At 67.3% G+C, this 14377-nt stretch carries 13 protein-coding genes and 1 tRNA gene; 9 read left to right on the plus strand and 5 right to left on the minus strand.

Annotated elements, in window-relative coordinates:
• Window positions 1–22: 22 nt before the first annotated feature.
• Window positions 23–973 (minus strand): acyl-CoA desaturase, encoded by a 951-nt coding sequence (locus HDA45_RS14890; protein ID WP_184895669.1) that lies wholly within the window; start codon window positions 971–973, stop codon window positions 23–25.
• A 174-nt stretch (window positions 974–1147) separates the two neighbouring features.
• Between HDA45_RS14890 and HDA45_RS14895 the strand changes: the two genes are divergently transcribed.
• The 5 genes from HDA45_RS14895 (at window position 1148) to HDA45_RS14915 (ending at window position 6518) form a co-directional block, all read left to right on the plus strand.
• Window positions 1148–1219: transfer RNA gene (locus HDA45_RS14895), tRNA-Gln, on the plus strand.
• A 43-nt stretch (window positions 1220–1262) separates the two neighbouring features.
• Window positions 1263–3011, plus strand: a complete 1749-nt coding sequence (locus HDA45_RS14900; protein ID WP_184895671.1) for a diguanylate cyclase domain-containing protein — start codon at window positions 1263–1265, stop codon at window positions 3009–3011.
• Between the two features lie 44 nt (window positions 3012–3055).
• The gene (gene glmU / locus HDA45_RS14905; RefSeq protein ID WP_184895673.1) at window positions 3056–4543 is read left to right on the plus strand and encodes a bifunctional UDP-N-acetylglucosamine diphosphorylase/glucosamine-1-phosphate N-acetyltransferase GlmU; all 1488 of its coding nucleotides are present in this window, start codon (window positions 3056–3058) and stop codon (window positions 4541–4543) included.
• Complete coding sequence (locus HDA45_RS14910) at window positions 4540–5520, plus strand: ribose-phosphate diphosphokinase (RefSeq protein ID WP_101610618.1); 981 nt, start codon at window positions 4540–4542, stop codon at window positions 5518–5520. Before glmU ends, HDA45_RS14910 begins: the two co-directional genes overlap by 4 nt.
• Window positions 5521–5642: 122 nt before the next feature.
• Window positions 5643–6518 (plus strand): TIGR03621 family F420-dependent LLM class oxidoreductase, encoded by an 876-nt coding sequence (locus tag HDA45_RS14915; protein WP_184895675.1) that lies wholly within the window; start codon window positions 5643–5645, stop codon window positions 6516–6518.
• Here the strand turns inward: HDA45_RS14915 and HDA45_RS14920 are convergent.
• Both HDA45_RS14920 and HDA45_RS14925 read right to left on the minus strand, forming a co-directional pair.
• A complete protein-coding gene (locus HDA45_RS14920) occupies window positions 6512–7129 on the minus strand; it encodes an NAD(P)-dependent oxidoreductase (protein WP_184895677.1) in 618 nt (205 codons plus the stop codon). The two genes, HDA45_RS14915 and HDA45_RS14920, sit on opposite strands and share 7 nt — an antisense overlap.
• A gap of 95 nt (window positions 7130–7224) precedes the next feature.
• The gene (locus tag HDA45_RS14925) at window positions 7225–8346 is read right to left on the minus strand and encodes a hypothetical protein (protein WP_184895679.1); all 1122 of its coding nucleotides are present in this window, start codon (window positions 8344–8346) and stop codon (window positions 7225–7227) included.
• Between the two features lie 340 nt (window positions 8347–8686).
• Here HDA45_RS14925 and HDA45_RS14930 point away from each other — a divergent pair, with 340 nt between their 5' ends.
• The 4 genes from HDA45_RS14930 (at window position 8687) to HDA45_RS14945 (ending at window position 10753) form a co-directional block, all read left to right on the plus strand.
• Window positions 8687–9298, plus strand: coding sequence for a 50S ribosomal protein L25/general stress protein Ctc (locus HDA45_RS14930; protein ID WP_184895681.1), 612 nt, complete (start codon window positions 8687–8689; stop codon window positions 9296–9298).
• Window positions 9299–9308: 10 nt separating this feature from the next.
• Complete coding sequence (pth, locus tag HDA45_RS14935) at window positions 9309–9905, plus strand: aminoacyl-tRNA hydrolase (protein ID WP_184895683.1); 597 nt, start codon at window positions 9309–9311, stop codon at window positions 9903–9905.
• 159 nt (window positions 9906–10064) lie between these two features.
• Window positions 10065–10424, plus strand: coding sequence for a DivIVA domain-containing protein (locus HDA45_RS14940; protein ID WP_184895685.1), 360 nt, complete (start codon window positions 10065–10067; stop codon window positions 10422–10424).
• On the plus strand, window positions 10424–10753 hold the full coding sequence (locus HDA45_RS14945; protein ID WP_184895687.1) for a DivIVA domain-containing protein: 330 nt from the start codon (window positions 10424–10426) through the stop codon (window positions 10751–10753). Before HDA45_RS14940 ends, HDA45_RS14945 begins: the two co-directional genes overlap by 1 nt.
• 61 nt (window positions 10754–10814) lie before the next feature.
• Here HDA45_RS14945 and HDA45_RS14950 read toward each other — a convergent pair whose 3' ends face one another.
• Both HDA45_RS14950 and HDA45_RS14955 read right to left on the minus strand, forming a co-directional pair.
• Window positions 10815–12506: a fatty acyl-AMP ligase gene (locus tag HDA45_RS14950; RefSeq protein ID WP_184895690.1), complete on the minus strand. Its 1692-nt coding sequence runs from the start codon at window positions 12504–12506 to the stop codon at window positions 10815–10817.
• A 51-nt stretch (window positions 12507–12557) separates the two neighbouring features.
• Window positions 12558–14330, minus strand: a complete 1773-nt coding sequence (locus HDA45_RS14955) for an ABC-F family ATP-binding cassette domain-containing protein (RefSeq protein ID WP_184895692.1) — start codon at window positions 14328–14330, stop codon at window positions 12558–12560.
• Window positions 14331–14377: the final 47 nt, after the last annotated feature.

The following is a 14377-nucleotide window of genomic DNA, read 5'->3' on the forward strand; positions in this document are numbered from 1 at the left end:
GAAGAAGACTAACGTGACCTCGCTATTTGCTTTCGGCGGCGATGCGCGCGAGGCGCTGCGGGGTCGGCCAGCGCACGTCGTGGGCCCAGCCGAACTTCTCGAAGATCCAAATGAGACGCGCGGAAATGTCGATCTGGCCGCGCTGCACGCCGTGCCGGGCCGAGGTCGGATCCGCGTGGTGCAGGTTGTGCCAAGACTCGCCGAACGAGAAGATCGCCAGCGGCCAGAAGTTGGCCGACTTGTCGCGGGCGGCGAACGGGCGCTCGCCGATCATGTGGCAGACCGAGTTGACCGACCAGGTCACGTGGTGCAGCACGCAGACACGCACCAGACCGGCCCAGAAGAACGCGGTCACCGCGCCCCAGAACGACCAGGTGATCAGTCCGCCGAGCACCGCGGGCATGACCAGCGTGAGCAGGCTCCACAGCCAGAACAGGTCGTCGACCTTCTTGATGGCCGGGTCCTTCACCAGATCCGGCGCGAAACGCTCCGCGTTGGTCTGGTCGCGCTCGAACAGCCAGCCCATGTGCGCGTGCCAGAAACCCTTGGCGATGGCGAGCGGCGTGGTGCCGAACAGCCACGGCGAATGCGGGTCGCCGTCGCGGTCGGAGAACGCGTGGTGACGGCGGTGGTCGGCGACCCAGGTGATCACGGGGCCCTGGACGGCCATGCTGCCGGCGATCGCCATCGCGACGCGCAGCCACGGCTTGGCCTTGAACGAGCCGTGCGTGAAGTAGCGGTGATAGGAGACGGTGATACCGAGGCCGCTGATCGCGTAGAAGACGACGAACAGAGCGACGTCGACCCAGGTCAGTCCCCAGCCCCAGGCGAACGGGACGGCCACGAGCAACGCGGCGAGCGGGAAGACGACCCCGAGGTAGACCGAGAGCTGCACGCCGCCCGATCGCTGACCTTCGATTACCGGCTTGGGGCCCTTCGCGGGCTTCTGGGAACGGTCGAGGGTAGCCGTCATGCAGTCACTTCTTTTCTACGCGCGACCCTTGAGGGTTTCCCTAAGGGTGACCTTACCTACGATGCCGTAAGTTACGGTACAGGAGGTTTCGTCCCCTGTGGAGTGCCCGCGACCGTGAGGCAACCCCCGGGCGCACGTGGACGTCTCCGGCATGGCTATCCTGACCAGGATCGATCCGCCGTAGTGTAATCGGCAGCACTTCAGATTTTGGTTCTGACAGTTCAGGTTCGAATCCTGGCGGCGGAGCAGACGAACAGATGACCAGCGGCGTTTTCAACGGTGGGGGTGTGTGCGGCTGACCGAGGACGCGACGACCAGTAGCAGGCGGCCGGCGCTTGCGGAGATGTCCGACGCCTGGCTCTACGGTCGCGCGCGCGAACTCGGCGCGGCCATACAGCGCGTCAGCTTCGCCGAGCAGCTGGACATCATCACCAGTCTCGACGAACTCCTCGACGAGACGCAGCGCCGAGGCGAACCACTGTTGGTCGCCCAATTGCTGCGCTATTCCGCGATGGCGAGGCTGGTCACCCGCGGTCTCGCCGCCGAGGCCGAACCCAGGCTCGACGAGATGCTCGCGCACACCAGACGGCACGGTCTCGCGCTGATGCGGGCCGACGCGCACGCCATGCGCGGCCGCCGCCTGGTCATCGCCAAACAAGAGGACGCCGCCCTCACCGAAATCGCCAGGGCGCTGGCCATCCTCGACGACTCCGCGGTCCCGGACCGCCAGGTCGGCAGGCGCAACTGGGATCGGATGCTGTCCACGACGCTGGTGGACTGCTGGCTGGTGCTGAACCAGCTGGGCGTCTACGAGGCGGCCGAGGAGGCCATCGCCCGCGCCGCGCAAGCGATCCGTGACAGCGCGAGCCCGCACGAGATCGCGCTCCAGCTGATCAACCGGGTCAAGATGCTGCTCGGCTGGGGCCTGCGGCTCGAACGCATCGAGCGGTACGACGAGGGGGCGGACAAGTTCCGCACCGCGGCGTCGATGGCGCAGGCCGCCGAAGGCCCGTTCACCGAGTCGCTGTTCCCGCGCAAGGCCGGGGTGCCCGCGATCGACCAGGTCGGCGTGCTCGCCGCGGCGGCCGCGCTGGCGTCGCCCGATTCGTCCCACATCGAGCGGCTGGACTCGCTGCTGCATCCGGAACTGGTGTTCCCGCACGAACGCGAGATCATCGCCATCGCGCTGGCCCGCTGCCTGGACAACGCCGCCCGCCGCGAGGACGCGCTGCAGATCCTCAAAGAGGTTCGCGAGGACAACGAGGAAAGCTCGCTGCCGTCGATGCGGTTGAACCTCGCCCGCGAGCTGGCCAGGCTCGACACCACCCCGGATTACGCGTCCGGCGCGAGCCAGTCGTTGATCGACTACGCGACCATCCTGGAAACGGAGATGTGGTCGCTGCGGGAATCGCAGATCGCCACGCTCAACGCGCGCCGGGAGCACGAACGGCTGTCCGCCGAACACGGCGCGATCACCCAGCAGGCCCTGCAGGACCCGCTCACCGGACTGCCGAACCGGCGCGCGCTCGACGAAAAGCTGCGTTCGCTGGCGTCGTCCGCGGACGCCCAGCCGCTCGCGGTCGCGCTGGTCGACCTCGACGGTTTCAAGGACGTCAACGACAAGCAGTCGCACGCCGAGGGTGACAACGTGCTCCGTGTCATCGCGAGCACGCTGCGCGACGCCCTGCGCGGCGACGACGTCGTCGCGCGATACGGCGGAGACGAGTTCATCGTGCTTCTACCTGGGGCTCCGGCGTCCGCGGCGAAGCAGGCGCTGGGTCGTTCTGTGAATGCCGTCGCATCTCTGCCGCACCACCTTTCGCACGGTGTCACCCTCTCCGTCGGCCTTGTCTCGCTCCGCCCGCAGGAGCGCGCGGAACAGGTCCTGGCACGCGCCGACGCGGCCATGTACCAGGCGAAACGTGGCGGCGGGAACCAGGTTTCGTCGGTGAACTCGATGGCCATCGATCCGGTCACCGGATGGCCCGGTGAGGATGCTCCGACCGACCCCGCGTGGGACGCCGAGCAGCCCACGTAGGATCAATGCCCGACAACCACCGTTGGTGAAATGTTGGGAGTGCCGTGACCGGCCCGCTGAGCACGTTGATCCTCGCCGCGGGTGAGGGCACCCGTATGCGCTCGTCCACCCCGAAGGTGCTGCACCCGATCGCCGGCCGCTCTCTGGTCGAGCACGCCGTGCGGGCCGCCGCGGGACTGAGCCCGGAACACCTGGTCGTGGTCATCGGCCACGGTCGTGACTCGGTCGGCGCTCAGCTGGCGAAGGTCGGCGAGGCGCTCGGCCGCGAGGTCGTCACGGCGGTCCAGGAGGAGCAGAAGGGCACCGGGCACGCCGTCTCGTGCGCGCTCTCGGCGCTGCCGGGCGGGCTGACGGGCACCGTCGTCGTCAGCTACGGCGACGTCCCGCTGCTCGACACCGAAACGCTCGCTTCCCTGGTCGCCGAGCACACGTCCACCGGAAACGCGGTCACCGTGCTCACCGCGGTCGTCGAGAACCCGACCGGGTACGGCCGGATCATCCGCGACGGGAACGGCGTCGTCACCTCGATCGTCGAGCAGAAGGACGCCACCCCCGAGCAGCACGAAATCGCCGAAATCAACTCCGGCGTCTACGCGTTCGACGCTTCGGTCCTCGTCGACGGGCTTTCGAAGCTTTCGACCGACAACGCGCAAGGCGAGCTCTACCTCACCGACGTCCTCGGCATCGCCCGCGGCGACGGCAAGGGCGTCGGCGCGCTGGTGATCGACGACCCGTGGGTGACCGAAGGCGTCAACGACCGCGTGCAGCTCTCCGTCCTCGGCGCTGAGCTGAACCGCCGGATCGTCCGCGGCTGGCAGCGGGCGGGCGTCACCGTCGTCGACCCGTCGAACACCTGGATCGACGCGGGCGTGACCTTGTCGCGCGACGTCGTCATCGAGCCCGGTGTGCAGTTGAAGGGTTCGACTTCGGTCGGCGAGGGCGCGCGGATCGGCCCGGACAGCACCCTGGAGAACGTCTCCGTCGGCGCGGACGCGTCGGTGGTGCGGACGCACGGTTCCGATTCGGAATTGGGCGACGGCGTGAAGGTCGGCCCGTTCACCTACCTGCGTCCCGGCACCAAGCTGGGGATCAAGGGCAAACTCGGCGCTTTCGTCGAGACGAAGAACGCGGACATCGGCGCCGGGACGAAGGTTCCGCACCTTACCTACGTCGGCGACGCGACCATCGGCGAGAACAGCAACATCGGGTGTTCCAGCGTTTTCGTCAATTACGACGGCGTGAACAAGCACCACACCACGATCGGCTCCCATGTACGGCTCGGCGCGGACAACACGTTCGTCGCCCCGGTGACCATCGGCGATGGCGCCTACAGTGGGGCGGGCACCGTGATCAGGCAAGACGTGCCCCCGGGCGCGCTCGCCGTGTCCACCGGGCCGCAGCGCAACATCGAAGACTGGGTGACCCGGCGCAGGCCGGGCACACCCGCGGCGGAAGCAGCTTCCGCCGCGAAGCAGGACACCACCGCCGTGTCCGATTCAAATAAGGGAAACGACGGGGAGTCGCCAGCATGAGTTCGAAGTCCGGCACACCGAAGAAGAACCTGATGCTCTTCTCCGGGCGCGCACACCCGGAGCTCGCCGAAGAGGTGGCCAAACACCTCAACGTGACGGTCGTCCCGCAGACCGCGCACAACTTCGCCAACGGCGAGATCTTCGTCCGGTTCAACGAATCGGTGCGCGGGACCGACGCGTTCGTGATCCAGAGCCACCCGGCGCCCATCAACGAGTGGGTGATGGAGCAGCTGATCATGGTGGACGCCCTCAAGCGGGCGAGCGCCAAGCGGATCACCGTGATCATGCCGTTCTACCCCTACGCGCGGCAGGACAAGAAGCACAAGGGCCGCGAGCCGATCTCCGCGCGCCTGATCGCGGACCTGTTCAAGACCGCCGGCGCCGACCGGATCATGACGGTCGACCTGCACACCGCGCAGATCCAGGGCTTCTTCGACGGCCCGGTCGACCACCTGCTCGCGCAGAACGTGCTGGCCGCGCACATCAACAAGACCTACCAGGACGAGAACATCACCGTCGTCTCCCCGGACTCGGGCCGGGTGCGGCTCGCGGAGAAGTGGGCGGCCCAGCTGGGTGACCGGCCGATCGCCTTCATCCACAAGACCCGCGACCCCGACAAGCCGAACCAGGCCGTCGCCAACCGCGTCGTCGGCAAGGTCCGCGGTCAGCTGTGCGTGCTGATCGACGACATGATCGACACCGGCGGCACGATCGTGAAGGCCACTGAAGCCCTGCTCGATGAAGGCGCGTCCGACGTCGTCATCGCCTCGACCCACGGCATCCTGTCCGACCCCGCCACCGAGCGGCTGTCGAACTGCAAGGCGCGCGAGGTGATCGTCACCAACACGCTGCCGATCCCCGAGGAGAAGCGGTTCCCGGGCCTGACCGTGCTGTCCATCGCGCCGCTGCTGGCGCAGGCGATCCAGCAGGTCTTCGAAGACGGGTCGGTCACGTCCCTCTTCGACGGCAACGCCTGATCTCAGCGAAGCAAGGGACCTTTGCTCTCACCGGTGCGTGAGAGCAAAGGTCCCTTGCTGCGTTTTCGGCTCCTCGCGAAACACCGAGCGCCGGGCCGCCGGGCGTGGCTAAGTTTCCGTTCATGGGCAAATTCAAGTTCGGTGTGAACCTGTGGGGTGCCGAGGACCGCGCGGACTGGGTCGCGAAATGCCTCCGCGCCGAGGCCCTCGGATTCGACGTCATCTCCGTGCCCGACCACCTCGGCCCAGGACGGAACGCGCCCTTTCCGGCCCTGACCATGGCCGCCGCGGTGACCCAGCGACCACGTGTCGGCACTCTCGTCTCCAACGTGCCCTTCTACAACCTCGCGCTCTTCGCGCGCGAAGTCGCCACGACGGCGAAGATGACGGGCGACCGGCTGGACCTCGGCCTCGGCTCCGGGCACATGAAATCGGAATTCGACGACGCCGGCCTGCCGTGGACCCCGGCCAAGGAGCGCATCGCGCATCTGGCCAAGAGCCTTGACCACCTGCGCGGACACTTCGATGACGAAGGGATCACGCCCCCTCCGCTGCTCATCGCGGGCAACAGCGACGGCGTACTCTCCCTCGCCGCCCGCGAAGCCGACATCGCCGGCTTCGCGGGCCTTCGTCAAGCACCGGGGAAGCCGCCGGGCACCTTCCAGCTCGACGACGCCGAGCGCATGGACGAACGCGTCGCCTTCTTCCGCTCGCACGCGAACGGCCGGGATCCCGAACTGAACATGCTCGTCCAGCAGGTCGTCGTCACGGAAGACCGACGCGCGGCCGCCGAGTCCTGGCGCGAAGAGGTTCAAGACCAGGACGGCCTCGACGTCGAGACCCTGCTCGAAACTCCGCAATTGCTGTTCGGGACCGTCGACGAGATCGTCCGGCAGCTCGAGGAACGCCGCGAACGGTACGGCTTCTCCTACATCACGGTGTTCCAGCCGATGCTGGAAACGTTCGCTCCGGTCGTGAAGGAACTGTCCGGTCAGTAAGCGACGCAGAAACGCTGGCGGCGGCGCTCCGGCTTGTCGATCTCGTCGACGAACGCGATCGCGTAGTCGGCGCCGCTGATCTTCGACCCACCGTTTTCGTCCGTCAGGAGCACGTCACCGCCGAGCCTGAAGTCACCGGTCCGCTCACCCTCGGCCCACGCGCCGAACTCGGCGGCCGGGCTGACGTAGAACCAGTCGATGTCCTCGGGGAGCTTCCGGAACGCTTCCAGCACCTCGGCGTGCGCCCCCGCTTCGCCCTTGTACTCGTCCGGGAACTCGGGGGTGTCGATCAGCCGCGGGCCGCCCTCGGCCACGTGCAGGCTGCCGGCCCCGCCGACCACACCGATCCGCGCGCCGTTGTCCTTCGCGACCTGAGCGATCGAGGGCACCGCATCGAGCAGACCGCCCTGCCCGTGAACCGCGATCACCAGGACGTCGGCACCCTTGGCGACGTCAGCGAGGAAGGCCTCGTCGTACAGCGACCCCGCACGGGCTCCCTCGCCTTCGGCGTTCCTCGACACCGCCACGACCTCGTGGCCGCGGCCGCGCGCTTCCGCGGTGATCTTCCCGCCCGCGTACCCGGTCCCACCGAACACAACCAACTTCGCCATCACGTTCTCCCTTTTCATCGGCGACAACGCCGATGCTAAGAACGTGTGATCGACTACTTCAACGTATGTAACACACCCGTGGGTGAGTGTGCAGGTCAGCCACCCAGCGTGGCGAACTCGGACTTGAGCTTTTCGCGCACGCCGTTCACGTCGACCGGAACCCGGACCTCGCCGCGGGGCGTCGGCTTCGCCTGCACCTGATAGCTGGCGTTCCGATTCGGCAGCTTGAACTTGACCTCGCAGGACATGCTCGTCGTCGTGTCCGGCGCCGCGTTGGCGTCCGCCGTGCAGGTCTGCGCGCCGAGTGACTGGGCGGTGAATTCGACGGTCAGCGTCAGGTGCACTGGCGTTCCGCTCGCGCCGCCGATGACGGTGTTGGCCACGTCGATGGTCGCCCGGCAGGTCCCGACGAAGTCCGTGCAGTCCAGTTTGTCGTCGACCACGCTGACGCTGACCTGGATGAGCGCGTCGAACGGCTGCCCGACCCCGCCGACAGCGCCGTCCAGATCGGTCTGGAGCTTCTTGAGCGCGTCCCCGGTGAGCGGCTCGACCCGCATCTCGGCACCGAGCGTCTTGCCGCCCGCCCCGTCGATGAGGGAAGGCGCGAAACTGATCACGCGGTGCGGCGCCGCGGTGGTCACCCTTAGCGTCCCGAGCCCGCTCCCGACGTCGTAGACCTCGGTCCCGTCGGGCAACTTGGACCGAACCGGATCGGTCAGCCGGTTCATCGCGGACACCGCGGTCCGGAGTGTCGACGCGGCCTTGCGCGGGTTGAGCACCTCGACGGCGTTCACCGGCAGATCGGAACTGTCGGTGCGGACCCAGTTGGTGCCGTACTGGTCGCTGTTGCCGAGCCCGTGCGCCTTCCAGTACTCCGGCGTCGCCGAGAGGTACAGCTGCTTGTCGGCCGAGACGACCTGGATGGTCTGGCCGTCGACCGGCAGCGCGCCTTGCGCACTGCCGTTGCGGGTGATCCGGAACTGCAGTTCGGCCGGCTTGCCCGAAGCATCCTTGATTGTCGACTTGTAGACGACCGCTGGAGCCTGTTCCAGGGCCTTCAGCGCACTTTCGACGGCGCCTCGCTGCTCATTGCGCCGATCCACCCGCTGCTGCTCGGCGGGCGAGATCCCCGCCGCCCCGTCGATCGCGACATCACAACCGGCCACGAGGCAGCACAAGGCGGCGATCGCACCGATCCTCAACCGTCGTGCCGACATTCCGCCCCCTGTGTCTCGTATGCGAGGAGATCACACCTTAGAAAAGGGGTCGCGCACCACCGCATCCGCGGGTTCCCGAAGCAGCTGTCACCGACTTGTCACCTGAACGAGCCACCCGGCGGGACCCCCGCACGACCGCTTGGTCTACACTTTCCCGGTCTCGGCGAGGCGGGTTCCGTGAGCACCTGGTGCCCGACGTGATCGACGCGGCGGCTTGAGTGGCCACACGCGGTCGAGCACGCCTGTGGAATTCGCCGCCGAACACCAGAACCGCCCCGAACCATCCCCACCTCAGCATGCTTTCGCTGTACATGTTGGTGAATTGAAGGAGTGCTACACCGTGTCCGAGGTACGTCTGTCCGTCGAGCCCCGCACCGAATTCGGCAAGGGTGCCGCGCGTCGCACGCGTCGCGCCGGCAAGATCCCCGCGGTGCTGTACGGGCACGGCTCGGACCCGCGCCACTACGCCCTGCCCGCCCTCGAGTTCGCCCGCGTCGTGCGTGAGAACGGCAGCAACGCCGTTATCACCCTCGACCTCGAGGGCAAGAGCGAGCTGGCGCTGACGAAGACCATCGTCGTCCACCCGCTGAAGAACTACATCGAGCACGTCGACCTGCTGGTCGTCATCCGCGGCGAGAAGGTCACCGTCGACGTCCCGGTCGTCGTCACCGGCACCGCGGGCCCGGGCACCCTGGTCACCACCGACCTCGACTCCCTCACCATCGAGGTCGAGGCGCTGCACATCCCCGAGCAGGTCGAGCTCTCGGTCGAGGGCGTCGCCGCCGGCACCCAGATCCTCGCTTCACAGGTCACCCTGCCGAAGGGCGCCAACCTGGTCACCGACCCCGAGGCCCTGGTCGTCGCCGTCAACGAGGCGCCGTCCGAGGCCGCGCTCGAGGGTGACGAGGCCGCTGGCGAGGCGGAGGAGACTCCCGCCGAGGCCGCCGAATAAAGTCACTCGTGTGACCGAAGCAGTACTTCCCGGGGCCGGCGAGCAGATCCTGCTCGCCGGCCTCGGCAATCCCGGCCCTCAGTACGCGGGCAACAGGCATAACGTCGGCTTCATGGTGCTCGACGAACTCGCCGGCCGCGTCGGAGGCAAGTTCAAGGCTCACAAGAGCGGCGCCGAAATCCTCGAAGGCAGACTCTCCGGGCAACGAGTGGTCCTGGCCAAGCCGCGCTCGTACATGAACCTCTCGGGCGGCCCTGTCGTGGGCGCGGCCCGGTTCTACAAGATCCCCCCGGCCGGTGTCGTGGTCGTCCACGACGAGCTGGACGTGGACTTCGGCGCCCTCAAGATGAAACTGGGCGGCGGTGACAACGGCCACAACGGTCTCCGCTCGATCACCAAATCTCTCGGCACCAAGGACTACTACCGCGTCCGGTTCGGCGTCGGACGTCCTCCAGGACGGCAAGATCCGGCGGATTTCGTGCTGAAGGACTTCTCGACGGTCGAACGCAAAGAACTCGCTTTCGAGATCGATCGTTGCGCGGACGCAGTTGAAGCGCTTATCAGCACCGGCCTCGTCGCAGCTCAGAACACCTTCCACGCTGGGTGAACCCGCTCACATGGCAGCGCGTTACAACCCGTCACTCGAAGGCGTTTCACCACGCCCCTGATCGAGTCGTGGAATAGCGCGGGCTCTTCCGGGGAACTCTCAAACCCGTTAGGACGGAATGCGGAGATCGCATTCCCCACCGAAACCGGAGAGAGTTTCATGTCGTTTACGGCCGAAGACATCACCGGCGCCACTTTCCCGAATGCCCCGATCGGGCGGCGCGGATACGCCAAGCACGAGGTCGACGCGTTCCTGGAACGGATCGCGGACACGATCTCGGACCGGGACGACCTGACGGCGGCCGAGGTCCACCACGTCATGTTCTCGCGTCCGCTGATCGGGAAGCGCGGCTACGACGAACGCGAAGTCGACGATTTCCTCGACAAGGTCGAGGGGCAACTCGCCCACCGGACCGGCCAGCAGGTGCTCGCGGTGCCCGGCGCGCGTGAAGAGGACCAGACGACCGCCGAACGCGCCGTTCCGGACCGGGGTCCCGTCGAGTTCCTGCGGGAGCGCTAGTGCCCGTCACCGCGTTCGAGGCCAGAACCCGGCAGTTCGACCGGGCGCCGATCGGCGCTCGCGGCTACTACGAACCCGCGGTCGACGCCTTCCTCGAGCGGGTCGCGGCGACGCTCGACGGCGACGACGACCTGTCGGTTTCGGACGTCCACAACGTGGCGTTCGCCAAAGCACCGCTCTCGAAACGAGGCTACGACCCGACAGCGGTCGATGCCTTCCTACGGGATGTCGAAGGCACGCTGGCCGGGCTCTCCCAGTCCGCCAGCTACTACATCGCTCCGGCGCTGGAACACACCCACACCCGTAAACCGCCCTGGCGGCGCCGCTGACCCACGGGAGATGCTGCAAGAGGGCTGGGCCCGCGATGTTCGCGGGCCCAGCCCTCTCGTGTCAGCTGGTCGTCGCGTTCTTGGCGATCTTGTCCGCGAACTGAGTGGCCGTCGCGGCCCGCTTCACCTTGCCCGAGGGCGTCTTGGGCAGGCTTCCCGCCGGAAGCACCACAACCGCGAAGGGCCGCATGTCGACAGCGCCGCGTACCTTGGCCGCGACCTCCTTCGCCAGCGCCTTCTCGGTGTCCGGATCCCCGGCGAGTTTCGATTCGACGACCACGGCGAACCGCTCCCGGCGGCTGCCCGCGTCGATCCGCACGGCTACGGCGTTCCCTGCCCGAACCCCTTCGACCGACGTCGCCGCCCGTTCGATATCGGTCGGGTACAGGTTCCGGCCGCCCATGATGATGACGTCCTTGCGACGGCCGCAGATCACGATCATGCCGTCCACCAGGTAACCGAGGTCGCCGGTGAGCAGCCAGCCGTTCTCGTCCTGCGTCGCGAGCGGACCTTCCATGGTCAGATACCCCGGCGTCACGGCCTCGCCGCGCAGGCGGATCTCCCCGACCTGACGCTCTCCGAGCACAGTGCCCGCGTCGTCGACGATCTCGGCCTCGAGACCGTCGAGCGGCGGCCCGAGTATTGCGAAGGAGCGGACTTCATCGGTGCCGCGCCGTGGGTCGTCCTCGGGCACCGGCACCGCACGGTTATCCGCTTCGAGCGCGTCGGCTTCGACGATGTCCAAGGTCAGCCCGGTGAACAGCGGCGCGAACGACACCGCGAGAGTCGCTTCCGCCATGCCGTACGCCGGGAAAACGCATTCGGCGGGCATCTTGAACCGCGCCCCAGCCTCGATGAACGTCTGCACGGCGGTTTCGTCGATCGGCTCAGCGCCGTTCAGCGCGATCCGAAGCTTCGAAAGATCGTACGCGTCGTCTTCGTCGACGCGAGCCATCCGCCTGCCCACGATCGCGTACGCGAAGTTCGGCGCGGCCGTGGTCGTCCCGTTGTACTTGCTGATCAGCTGCGGCCAGATCAACGGTCCGGACAGGAACTCGAGCGGCGTGATCTTGACCAGCTCGACGCCGAACGTCATCGGGACCGTCAGGAAGCCGACCATCCCCATGTCGTGGAAGGTGGGCAGCCACGAAACCATCACGTCGACGTCGAAATCGAACTCGGCGCGATCGACCATCGCCTTGACGTTCGAGTACAGGTTTCCGTAGGTGATCTGAACGGCTTTCGGATCGGCCGTCGATCCACTGGTGAGTTGCAGGAGGGCGGTGTCGGACTCGGCCGTCGGCACGGGTTCGGCCAGCGGCTCGGCTTCGAGCAGCTCGGTGATCACCTGGAAGGCGATGCCGTGCTCGGTCAGCACCGGCGCCAGCTGGTCGAACGGCTCACCGAGCAGGACCAGACCGGATCCGATCATCCGCAGCACGCGAACGGTGTCCTCGGCCCACTCGGCGAGGTCGGTGCGCTGGGTGGGCTGATGCAGCATCGTCACGCTGCCGCCGGCGAGCCATACCGCCTGCACCGTCGGCGCGATCAGCGACGGCGCCGCGGCCAGCACCGCCACCGCCTTCCCCGGCTCGAGCCCGGCCGTGACCAGGCCTCCCGCGACCCGTTTGGCCTGCTCGTGAATCTCGGCCCAGGTACGCCGAACCGGCTCCTTGGGCTCCCCGGTGACCATTCCCCGCTGCTGACCTCGTCCCGCCGCGGTGGCGACGAGCGTGTCCACGAACCGACTCATGCGCGTCACAGTACTGTCCGCCCTGGAACGCCCGCTCGCCGTCGAGTGAACTCACTCGATCGCTTCGGAGGTCTCGAGCCATTGGGCCTCGACCTCCTCCTTCTCCGTTTCGACGGCCTTCAGTTCAGTATTGAGCTCGATGAGCTTCGTCGGATCGGTCGCCGCGGCGAGCAGCGCCGTATGGAGCTTCTCTTCCTTCGCGTGCAGCTGGTCGAGCTTGCGCTCGAGGCGGGACAGTTCCTTCTGTGCCGCCCGCTGTTCCGCGGCGCTCTTCTTGGGCGCGGAAGCCGGCCCGTTACCCGACTTCCTGTCGCCTCCGGCCTTCTCCAGGCTCTTGGTACGCCGATCCAGGTACTCCTCGATCCCGCCCGGCAGATGGGTCACCTGCCCGTCCCCGAACAGGGCGACGATCGTGTCGCAAACGCGTTCCACCAAGTACCGGTCGTGCGAAACGACGACGAGACTGCCCGGCCAGGAATCGAGCAGGTCTTCCAGCTGCTGCAAAGTGTCGATGTCAAGATCGTTCGTCGGTTCGTCGAGCAGCAGCACGTTGGGCTCAGCCATCAGAAGCCGGCACAGCTGCAGGCGACGCCGTTCACCACCGGAAAGGTCTTCGACCGGGGTCCACTGCCTCGACGCGGGGAACCCCAGCTTCTCGGCCAGCTGCGAAGCGGAAAGTTCCTGCTTGCCGAACACGACCCTGCCTGAGATCTCTTCGATCGCCTGCAGGACGCGCAGATCACCAGGCAGGTCGTCGAGCTCCTGCCGGAGGTGGGCGAGGCTGACCGTCTTCCCCTGGATGCGGCGACCCGTCTCGGGATCCTTGTCCCCGCCGAGCAGCTTGAGCAGCGTCGTCTTGCCCGACCCGTTGACCCCGACCAGTCCGATCCGGTCACCGGGCCCGATCCGCCAAGTGACGTGATCGAGCAGGGTGCGGTCGCCGACGGTCAAGGTGGCGTCCTCGACCTCGAGGACGGTCTTCCCCAGCCGTCGACGGGCGAACGCCTGCAGTTCGACCGAATCGCGCGGCTCCGGCACGTCGGAGATCAGCGCCTCCGCCGCCTCGACGCGGTAACGCGGCTTCGAGGTCCTGGCCTGCGGACCGCGCCGCAGCCACGCGAGTTCCTTACGCGCCAGGTTCTGGCGCTTTTCCTCGGCTGTCGCCGCCAGCCTCGCCCGCTCAGCGCGCGCGAAGATCCAGTCCGCGTATCCACCTTCGTACTGCTCGACGCGACCGTTGGTGACCTCCCAGGTCACACTCGCGACAGTGTCGAGGAACCACCGGTCGTGGGTGACGACCACGACCGCGATCCTGCGGTTGAGCAGGTGATCCGCGAGCCAGCGCACACCTTCGACGTCAAGATGGTTGGTCGGCTCGTCGAGGACCACGAGATCCAGTTCGCCCGTGAGAGCCGCTGCCAACGCAACGCGGCGGCGCTCGCCACCGGACAGATTCGCCGTCGGCTTTTCGACACCGAGGGCGGTGATCCCCAGTCCGTCCATAATGGACCTGACTCGCGCGTCAGCGGCCCACTCGTGCTCCGCGCCGTAGCGCTCCAGCACGACGTCGCCGACCGTACTGCCGACGGGGAGTTCGGTCCGCTGAGTGACCACGGCCATCCGCAGTCCGCGGACTTGACTCACCCGCCCCGTGTCCGGCTCGCTGATCCCCGCGAGGACTTCCAGCAGCGTCGTCTTCCCGCCCCCGTTGAGACCGACGACGCCGATGCGCTGCCCCTCCGCGACACCGAGCGAAACACCGTCGAGCAGCGGGCGCACCCCGAAGGACTTGCTCACCGACTCCAGGTTGACCAAGTTGGCCATGCCTCAGCCGATCCTTTCCAAAAAGCTTGCACCACAACGAATTAGTC

Source organism: Amycolatopsis umgeniensis (assembly GCF_014205155.1).
Classification (GTDB): domain Bacteria; phylum Actinomycetota; class Actinomycetes; order Mycobacteriales; family Pseudonocardiaceae; genus Amycolatopsis; species Amycolatopsis umgeniensis.

Coding starts and splice junctions, on each gene's coding strand:
- HDA45_RS14940 (WP_184895685.1), top strand. CDS start 10,065: ATGTCGTTTACGGCCGAAGACATCACCGGCGCCACTTTCCCGAATGCC.
- HDA45_RS14925 (WP_184895679.1), bottom strand. CDS start 8,346: ATGTCGGCACGACGGTTGAGGATCGGTGCGATCGCCGCCTTGTGCTGC.
- HDA45_RS14920 (WP_184895677.1), bottom strand. CDS start 7,129: ATGGCGAAGTTGGTTGTGTTCGGTGGGACCGGGTACGCGGGCGGGAAG.
- HDA45_RS14950 (WP_184895690.1), bottom strand. CDS start 12,506: ATGAGTCGGTTCGTGGACACGCTCGTCGCCACCGCGGCGGGACGAGGT.
- HDA45_RS14955 (WP_184895692.1), bottom strand. CDS start 14,330: ATGGCCAACTTGGTCAACCTGGAGTCGGTGAGCAAGTCCTTCGGGGTG.
- HDA45_RS14890 (WP_184895669.1), bottom strand. CDS start 973: ATGACGGCTACCCTCGACCGTTCCCAGAAGCCCGCGAAGGGCCCCAAG.
- HDA45_RS14915 (WP_184895675.1), top strand. CDS start 5,643: ATGGGCAAATTCAAGTTCGGTGTGAACCTGTGGGGTGCCGAGGACCGC.
- HDA45_RS14910 (WP_101610618.1), top strand. CDS start 4,540: ATGAGTTCGAAGTCCGGCACACCGAAGAAGAACCTGATGCTCTTCTCC.